The 7,794-nt window shown below is 65.3% G+C and carries 8 protein-coding genes and 1 pseudogene; 2 read left to right on the forward strand and 7 right to left on the reverse strand.

Translation table 11 applies throughout. The annotated features are described in order from the left end of the window. The 7 genes and pseudogenes from AC1DEL_RS27285 to AC1DEL_RS27315 form a co-directional block, all read right to left on the reverse strand. Positions 1-545: pseudogene (locus tag AC1DEL_RS27285) on the reverse strand (flagellar hook-length control protein FliK); the annotation flags it as partial. A 77-nt stretch (positions 546-622) separates the two neighbouring features. Further along, a complete protein-coding gene (locus AC1DEL_RS27290) occupies positions 623-955 on the reverse strand; it encodes a flagellar protein FliT (RefSeq protein ID WP_092295446.1) in 333 nt (110 codons plus the stop codon). A 1-nt stretch (position 956) separates the two neighbouring features. After that, the gene (fliS, locus tag AC1DEL_RS27295; RefSeq protein WP_092295443.1) at positions 957-1,406 is read right to left on the reverse strand and encodes a flagellar export chaperone FliS; all 450 of its coding nucleotides are present in this window, start codon (positions 1,404-1,406) and stop codon (positions 957-959) included. Between the two features lie 16 nt (positions 1,407-1,422). Continuing rightward, on the reverse strand, positions 1,423-2,838 hold the full coding sequence (fliD, locus tag AC1DEL_RS27300) for a flagellar filament capping protein FliD (protein ID WP_092295440.1): 1,416 nt from the start codon (positions 2,836-2,838) through the stop codon (positions 1,423-1,425). Between the two features lie 48 nt (positions 2,839-2,886). Further along, on the reverse strand, positions 2,887-3,264 hold the full coding sequence (locus AC1DEL_RS27305; protein ID WP_092295437.1) for a flagellar protein FlaG: 378 nt from the start codon (positions 3,262-3,264) through the stop codon (positions 2,887-2,889). 127 nt (positions 3,265-3,391) lie between these two features. Next, positions 3,392-4,582 (reverse strand): FliC/FljB family flagellin, encoded by a 1,191-nt coding sequence (locus AC1DEL_RS27310; protein WP_092295434.1) that lies wholly within the window; start codon positions 4,580-4,582, stop codon positions 3,392-3,394. 237 nt (positions 4,583-4,819) lie between these two features. Beyond that, positions 4,820-5,140 carry an RNA chaperone Hfq gene (locus AC1DEL_RS27315; protein WP_092295431.1) on the reverse strand — a complete coding sequence of 107 codons (321 nt, stop codon included), beginning with the start codon at positions 5,138-5,140 and terminating at the stop codon, positions 4,820-4,822. A 116-nt stretch (positions 5,141-5,256) separates the two neighbouring features. On the opposite strand from AC1DEL_RS27315, the gene AC1DEL_RS27320 reads away from it, so the two are divergent. Further along, positions 5,257-5,478, forward strand: a complete 222-nt coding sequence (locus tag AC1DEL_RS27320) for a hypothetical protein (protein ID WP_092295428.1) — start codon at positions 5,257-5,259, stop codon at positions 5,476-5,478. A gap of 581 nt (positions 5,479-6,059) precedes the next feature. Further along, positions 6,060-7,794, forward strand: a 1,735-nt coding sequence (locus tag AC1DEL_RS27325) for a methyl-accepting chemotaxis protein (RefSeq protein ID WP_477159237.1), incomplete at its 3' end; no start/stop codon positions are given.

Here is a 7,794-nt window from a genome sequence, read left to right on the forward strand (position 1 = left end):
GGCGCGGGCTGCTGCGGTGGCGTCGCGGCGGGCGGGGCCGTCTGGGCCGGCGGGGCGGGCTGGCGCAGGCCGGCCTGCGGCTCCTGCAGCAGGGCCGACAGCGGGCGCTGGCCCACTACCCATTGCGCCACATGCGATTCGTAGAACAGGCCGCTCTGGTCGACCAGCGTGGCGAGCGCGGCGGACAGCGTGGCCGCCGACGCGTTGCCCGCGCCGGGCGCGGTGGCCAGCAGCGGGGCGCGCGTCTGCAGCGGCTGCGCATCGCCCGATTCGAACAGGTCGAGGATGGCGCGCGCCGCGAAGCTCAGGGTCTCGCGCGTGGAGGTGGTCAGCGCGTTGCCGCGCGCGTCCATGGCGCCGGGGCCGACCGCGCTGGGCGGCCGGGCCTGGACGGTCTCGCCCGTGGACGACTGCACGTCGCCCTGCGAGACGTCGTGCACCGGCATCAGCGCCGCGAGCTTGTCGATGGCCAGCGCCGGGCGCGAGAGTTGCGTGTCCGGTGCAGCGTGGGGCACCAGGGCCGCCGGGATTTGGATGCCAGTCATGGGCGCGTGTCAGCGGATGGCGATGGACGTGATACGCGTCGGTCGATCCCTTCCGCAAGCACGGAAGGGCAGTGGATTCAGGCGGCGGCGCCGTAGGCGGCGGACAACTCGAGCTTGCGGCGCGAGCTGTTCAGCAGTTCGCCCAACTGGGCCAGGCGCGGCATGGTCAGGTCGCGGATCCGGGCGTCGTAGGCCAGGATGCGCTCCAGCAACTGGAAGCGGCGCAGGCGTTCGTTGTCGGAGAACGGCTTGGTGTGGTCGAGCAGGCGCAGGCGATCCACTTCGGCCATGTAGACCTGCTGGAGATCGTTGAGCGCATCCCAGTTGGACGCGCGCGCGGCTTCGAGCATCTGCTCCGAGAGCACCAGCAGCTCTTCGTAGCTTCTGACGATGGGGGACATATCGAACATCTCAGGATTCCTGCAGGGCCGGCTGCGTGATGGCGGTCGGTGCAGCGGGCTCGGCGTCAGTGGGCGCTGCCGGGTCGATGGCGGTCCAGGCCGAGGCAAGATTCTCGAGCAGGGCATCCACTTCCGACAGCAGGGTAGCGTCGCCGCGCAGGTTGGCCAGCATCAGGCGACGGGTCATGTATTCGTACAGCGATTCGAGGTTGGCGGAGATTTCCCCGCCCGCCTCGTGGTCCAGCACCGCGCGCAGCCCGTTGTCGATGATGTTGATAGCCTTGGAGATGGCATTGCCGCGCGCCTCCAGCTCGCCATTGTCCAGGTGGAACCTGGCACGGGCGATGGCCGAGCGGGCGCCGTCGTACAGCATCGCGATCAGCTTGTGCGGGCTGGCGCTCATGACCCCGGTCTGTACACCGACCTGGGCATAGGCATTGATGGCTTGGCGCGCGAACATGGTGAACTCCGGTGACTTACTTGCTGCTGGTGCCGTTCATGGCCGCGAACTGCTGCGTCAGGTAGCTGCTGGTCTGGTTCAGCTTCGACACCAGCAGGTCCAGCTGCGTGAACTGCGCGCGGTAACGGTCCATCGTCGACGTGACGCGGTCCTGCGTCGCCGTGTACTTGTCTTCCAGATCCTTCAGCGTGGCGGTGATGCCGTCGGTGGCTGCCGTCAGTGCGCCGGAGGTGCCGTTCAGCGAGTCGACATAGTCGGTGATGGTCTTGCCCATACCGGCCGAACCATCCACACCCGAGAAGAACTTGGTCAGGTCCTGGAAGTTGTCCGAGAGCGCCTTGTTCAGCTTGTCGTCGTCGATTTCCAGCTTGCCAGCGTTGCCGGTGGTCACGTTGAACTCGATGCCGAGATCGGACAGCGTGACCGAGCCGCCGTTGCCGTCGGACATCGGGGTGGTCAGCATCGAGCGCAGGCGCGTGGCGATATTGCGCAGCGTGCCGTCGCCGTTCAGTGCGCCAGCCGTGCCGGCATCGGTGTCGAACGTGGTCAGCGAGCCGACGGCCGACAGGATGTTGTTGTACGCGGTGACAAAGCCTTGCACGCTGGCCTTGATCGACGCATCGTCGCGCGTCACGTTCATGGTCGTGGTGCCGGTGGACTTCAGCGTCAGGGTCACGCCCTGGGCCGCGCCCTGCACGGTGTTGCTCTGGCTGGTGACGTCGATACCGTTGATCTTCAGCGTGGCGTTGGCAGCGGCCACCTTCTCGGACATGCCGTTCGGCTGCGTGGCCACGGCCGGGTCATAGGCCACGATGTCGCTCACGGCGCTGTCGCTGGCGCTGATACGCATGCCGGACTGGGTGCCGGTCTTGTTGGACGTCAGCACAATATGGTAGGGCGTGCCGCTGCCGTCGTTGATGATACTGGCGGTGACGCCGATATTGGCCTTGTTGATCGAGTCGCGGATGCCTTCCAGCGAGGTATCGGAGCCGATCGTCACCGTCTTGGTGCTGGTGGGCGTGCCGCCCGTGGCGAGGTCGGCGCCGAAGTCCACCGTGATGGTGCCGCCGCCGATGGCAGCGGTCTTGTCGGCCACCGACTTCGAGACCAGCGATTGCGCGGCGGCCAGCGAGGACACGTTGATGTTGTAGCTGCCTGCCACGGCGGTAGCGTCGGTGGCGGCGCTGAGCACGCTATCCGAGCCCACGGCGGCCTTGACGGCGCTCCACGTGGCGGCGGTGTTCAGCGTCTTGGCGGCGGCCGAATAGGCATCCAGCACGCTCTTGATGGTGCCGTAGCCGGACAGCTTGGCCTGGTAGCTCTTGGCCTGGTTGTTGATCTGCGTGAGCGGAAGTTCTTCCGCTGCCTGGAGCTTGTCGAGCAGCGTTTGCAGCTCGAGGTTGGAACCGATACCGATGGAAGAGATTGCCATGACTGTTCTACCTATTGTTATTTGTCTTCAACTGGGTGATTGCAGAGGTCAGACGGCGTGGCTCACGAACAGGCCCTGGAGCTTGTCGATCGCGCGCGCCAGGCGCACAACGTCTTCATTCGGCATTTGCCGGATGATCTCGCCCGTCTCCTTGTCGAAAACCGTGGTGATGACGCGGTGCGTCTGGTCGTCGATGGCGAAGCGCAGGCCAATGGAGGTGGTCTTCAGCACGTCCACCAGCTCCTGCACCGCGGTGGCGGTGTTTTCAGGCGCATCGGCGGCGGGCCGGGTGTCCGCGCGGTCGGCTTCATGCGACGGGCGAACGGCTTTTACCGTGGCGGTCGGGGCGGCGGAAGCCGGCGCGATGGCCACGGTGTCGGCGGGAATGCGGGCCGCCGGAGTGGAAACGGGATTGGGAGTTGCCATGGTTTGCTCCGTCCGGTGAGGCGAGGGGTTCTGCTCGGTTGAAACGCTTTGCAGGCAGTGGGCTGCCTGCAAAACATTCCGGCAAAAAAGCCGGGCCTTGCGGCCCGGCCTTCTTGCGGCGCGGCGATTAACGCAGCAGCGACAGCACGTTTTGCGTGGTCTGGTTCGCTTGCGACAGCACCGAGGTACCAGCTTGTTGCAGGATCTGCGCGCGGGTCATGTTCGACACTTCCGTTGCGTAGTCAGCGTCTTCGATGCGCGAACGCGAAGCCGACAGGTTGTTCACCGTCGTGCTCAGGTTGTTGATCGTCGACTCGAAGCGGTTTTGCACAGCACCCAGGCTCGAACGCAGGCTGTCAACCGAAGCCAGTGCGGAGTCCAGCGTCTTCAGCGGGTCAACCGTGGCAGCTTGTTGGAAGTCCGAAGCTTGCAGCGAAGCGCCCTTGATCGTGAAGCCGGCGGTGGAACCCGACACCGAAGCGTCGCTCGGCTTGACGGCGATGTACATCGTCGTCGAGGTAGCCGTACCGTTGCCAGCCAGGCCCTTCGAGGACAGAGCGGCGTCGTCGGCGGCGGTCAGGCCGGTCATGCTCACTTGCACGAACCAGTTGCCCTTCGAATCCGTCACGACGGATTGCGAGTTGATGGCTGCCGAGGTGTTCAGGCCCAGAGCGCGCTGGATGTCAGCGGCGGCGATGCCGGTTGCCGAAGCAGCCGTCACCGGGGTAGCGGAACCCAGAGCCGTTTGAGCGGCGGCGGAACCGATCGAAGCCGTGGCACCTTGCGGGCCGGCAACGCTGAAACCAGCGACGCCCAGGGTCTTCGAGGTGATTTCCTTCAGGGCGATCGAGATGGTTTCGCTGTCGTTGGCGCCAACCTGGATCGACATGTTCTGGTCCTTGGCCAGAACCTTGACACCGTTGAACTGGGTCTGAGCCGACACGCGGTCGATTTCCGACAGACGTTGCTTGATTTCGTCCTGGATCGACTTCAGGTCCGAACCCGAGTTCGTACCGTTGGCGGCTTCCACCGACAGTTCACGGATACGTTGCAGGTTGTTGTTGACTTCGCTCAGGGCGCCTTCGGTCGTTTGCGCGATCGAGATACCGTCGTTGGCGTTACGCGAAGCTTGCGTCAGGCCCTTGATGTTGGCGGTGAAGCGGTTGGCGATGGCTTGACCAGCAGCATCGTCCTTGGCGCTGTTGATGCGCAGGCCCGACGACAGGCGCTGGATCGCGGTGTTCAGCGACGATTGCGACGTGTTCAGGTTGCTCTGCGTTTGCAGCGACAGAATGTTGGTGTTGATGACTTGCGCCATGGTACGACTCCTATATGCAATGTTTTAGGCATTCCGGCGGGTGCCGTAACGTTGGCTGCCTGCGTTGCAGGGCGTAGAGTGCCTCCGTTGCAAGGGTTATCGACAGGGCGGTAGGAGACTTTAGAGTGATCTTTGCGAGAGTTTGCGGGCGCTGCCCGGAACCCCCGGCGTTATTGCGGATGGCGGCCGGCCCGGGGAATGGGCGGGGCGCCGCCGGCGCAGGCCGGCCTGGCGGCGTCAGCGGCGCTTGCGGGTGCGCGGTATATATAGACGCACAAAATCCGGCGACGCCTCGGCGTCCAGCACCGCTGCGTCGGCTTCCGGCGCGTGCGCCGGCGTCACCACGGTAATGGCGCGCTTGTAGACCACCGTGGGCATGGGATCCTCGCCCGTTTTGCCCAGCAGAATCATGTAATTGTCCGAGGCCAGCACGATCCCGGTCAGCCGCGTGCCATTCGAGAGGTGCACGATGACGGTATTGCGGCTGGCGCTGTGGGCCGCAAAGTGCAGATGCTGCAACTTTCGGCTGGGACGGGGAACCTTTTTTTCCTGCTTCACAACTTCTCCGGAAGAGCCCGCGAGGGTTCTGGCGGCGGTCAACGGTCCGAGGACCAGGCGCATGGATCGAGGTCGCACTAAAAGTGACGGATGGCGCGCCCTGATCCCGGCGAGATATGAAACATTCGCTCTCGGAGCCGGGGCAGGGGCTCACCTTCATCACGTTAACGGGCGCGCACACCGAACGGTTGAATGGCGCCATCCGGCCGAGCAATTCGGCCGGCCTTGCGAGGAGAGAAGGGGAATACTTCAGCCGGGAGGGTAACAAAGTTTTACAAGTGTTGACAAAGTTGGCCCGCGAACAATGCCTAGAGGTAAAGCTCTATTTATTTTATTGATGCAGTCGGTGTGATTGAAGTAGCACCTTCGTGGTCGGCGCCTGACAGAAAAGCAACGTTTGGGTCGCAATCCGCTCGCACTAAAGCTTTCTGGGACGCTGCCGATAACTGCCGATATGCCCGAATGTGCGGCATGGCATGACATGGAACGCGAAAGTGCTCAATTCGTTACAGCCGCCATCAGGGCATTCCCTGATAGAAGCCTCATTTACACCTCATGTAAGCAGGTTTATATTCCGGGGTTCGGACCGGTTTACCCCCGGTCTTTCACAGCAGTCCTGAAAGCCTACGAGCACCCCGCGCGTGGGCTTCTTTTTTTTGCCCTCGTCGTTTCGTCGCGGTCTGTTGCCGCAGTGGCCGTGATCGGCCGGGCCGGAGTGCCCGGAACAGATTAGACGCCAGTCGTTGACGCGGCAATTTGACGAACTGCCGGCACTTTTCCCCCTATTTCGATTTTCCGCTCAAGAAGCGCACCGGCCTGCCCGATAGCGCTGATGGCGACACCCGGATTCCGGTGGACGCTAGACGTACATCCAACATCGAAAAAGAGAGAAAGGTACGCTGAGATGGGCTTGCGAAACATGGGTATCGGGGCACGACTGTCCCTGGCATTCTGTGCGGTGGCGTTGCTGCTGGCGGCCGTAGCGGCCGTGGGCGTGACGGCGCTGCGCGGGATGAACGATGCGATGCACCAGGCGGTGGAGCAGCGCCTGCTGCGCGTCATCGACCTGAACCACGTGAAGGAAGGGGCGCTGCAGATCGGTGTGCTGGTGCGCGACGCCACGCTGACCGAGGATCCGGCGCTGGCCGCCCAGAACATCGACAAGGTGAACAAGCTGCGCGACGAGATGCGCGCCAGCCTGGAAACCCTGGCCAAGATCATCGAGGCCAGTGGCCGGGCCGAGTCCAAGGCCATGTTCGAGCAGCTCAACCAGACCCGGACCACCTACAACGGCCAGCTCGACCTCGTCATGCAACAACTGCGCGGTGGCGACTTCAATAGCGCCCGCGCCGGCCTGATCGTGACGCTGCCGGCGGCGCAGGGCGCCTATTTCGACAAACTCGACGAAGCCGCCGCGTCTGGCCGGAAGATGGCCATCGACGCCGTGGCCGAGGCTTCCGACCACTATGTCTTTGCCCGCAACCTGCTGATCGGCCTGGCGGCCGCCGCCGCCGCGATCGCCGCGCTGCTGGGCCTGGCCATCACCCGCTCGGTGACGCGCCCGGCCGGCCAGGCGCTGGACGCCGCCGAGGCGCTCGCCCAGGGCCGCCTGGGCCACGCCATCGCCGTGCGCACCCAGGATGAGATGGGCCGCATGCTTGGCGCGATGGAACGCGCCTTCGGCCAGCTTGGCGTGCTGGTACGCGGCATCCAGCAGGCCGCCGGCTCGATCGACACGGCAGCGCGCGAGATTTCCAGTGGCAATACCGATCTCTCCCAGCGGACCGAGCAGCAGGCGGCCTCGCTCGAGGAGACCGCCGCGTCGATGGAGGAATTGACCTCCACGGTGCGCCAGAACGCCGAGAACGCCCGCCAGGCCAACCAGCTGGCGGTCAACGCCTCGGATGTGGCCACGGAAGGCGGCCGGGTGGTGCGCAGCGTGGTCGACACCATGGATGGCATCTCGAAATCCTCCGCACGCGTGGCCGAGATCATCAGCGTGATCGAGGGCATCGCCTTCCAGACCAACATCCTTGCGCTGAACGCCGCCGTGGAAGCGGCCCGCGCCGGCGAGCAGGGCCGGGGCTTCAGCGTGGTGGCGGCCGAGGTGCGCAGCCTGGCGCAGCGCTCGTCGTCGGCAGCCAAGGAGATCGGCGAACTGATCAACAGCTCGGTGCGCCAGGTGCAGGACGGCGCCAAGCAGGTGGAAGTGGCCGGCAAGACCATGGACGACATCGTCGGCGCCGTGCGTCGTGTGACCGACATCATGGGCGAGATCAGCGCGGCCAGCGAGGAGCAGACCGCCGGCATCGAGCAGGTCAGCCTGGCGATTACCCAGATGGAATCGGTGACGCAGCAGAACGCGGCGCTGGTGGAGCAGGCCAGCGCGGCGGCCGAGAGCCTGATGCAGCAGGCCGGCGGGCTGGTGTCCGAGGTGGCGCGCTTCGACCTGGGCGGCGTGCGCGCCCCCGAGGCGCGCGCGCCCCAGGCCGTGATGACGGCCGCGCCGCGCATGGCCGCCCCGGCCAAGCTCCCGGCAAAGACCCCGGCCCTGGCTGCGCCGGCCCCCGCCCGTGTGCGGGCCATCAGCCGTCCGGCAGCGCCTGCGCTGCCGGCCAAGGCATCGCCTGCCCCGGCCCCAGCCCCCGCACCCC

This window comes from Cupriavidus sp. 10L43_2 (assembly GCF_056395265.1).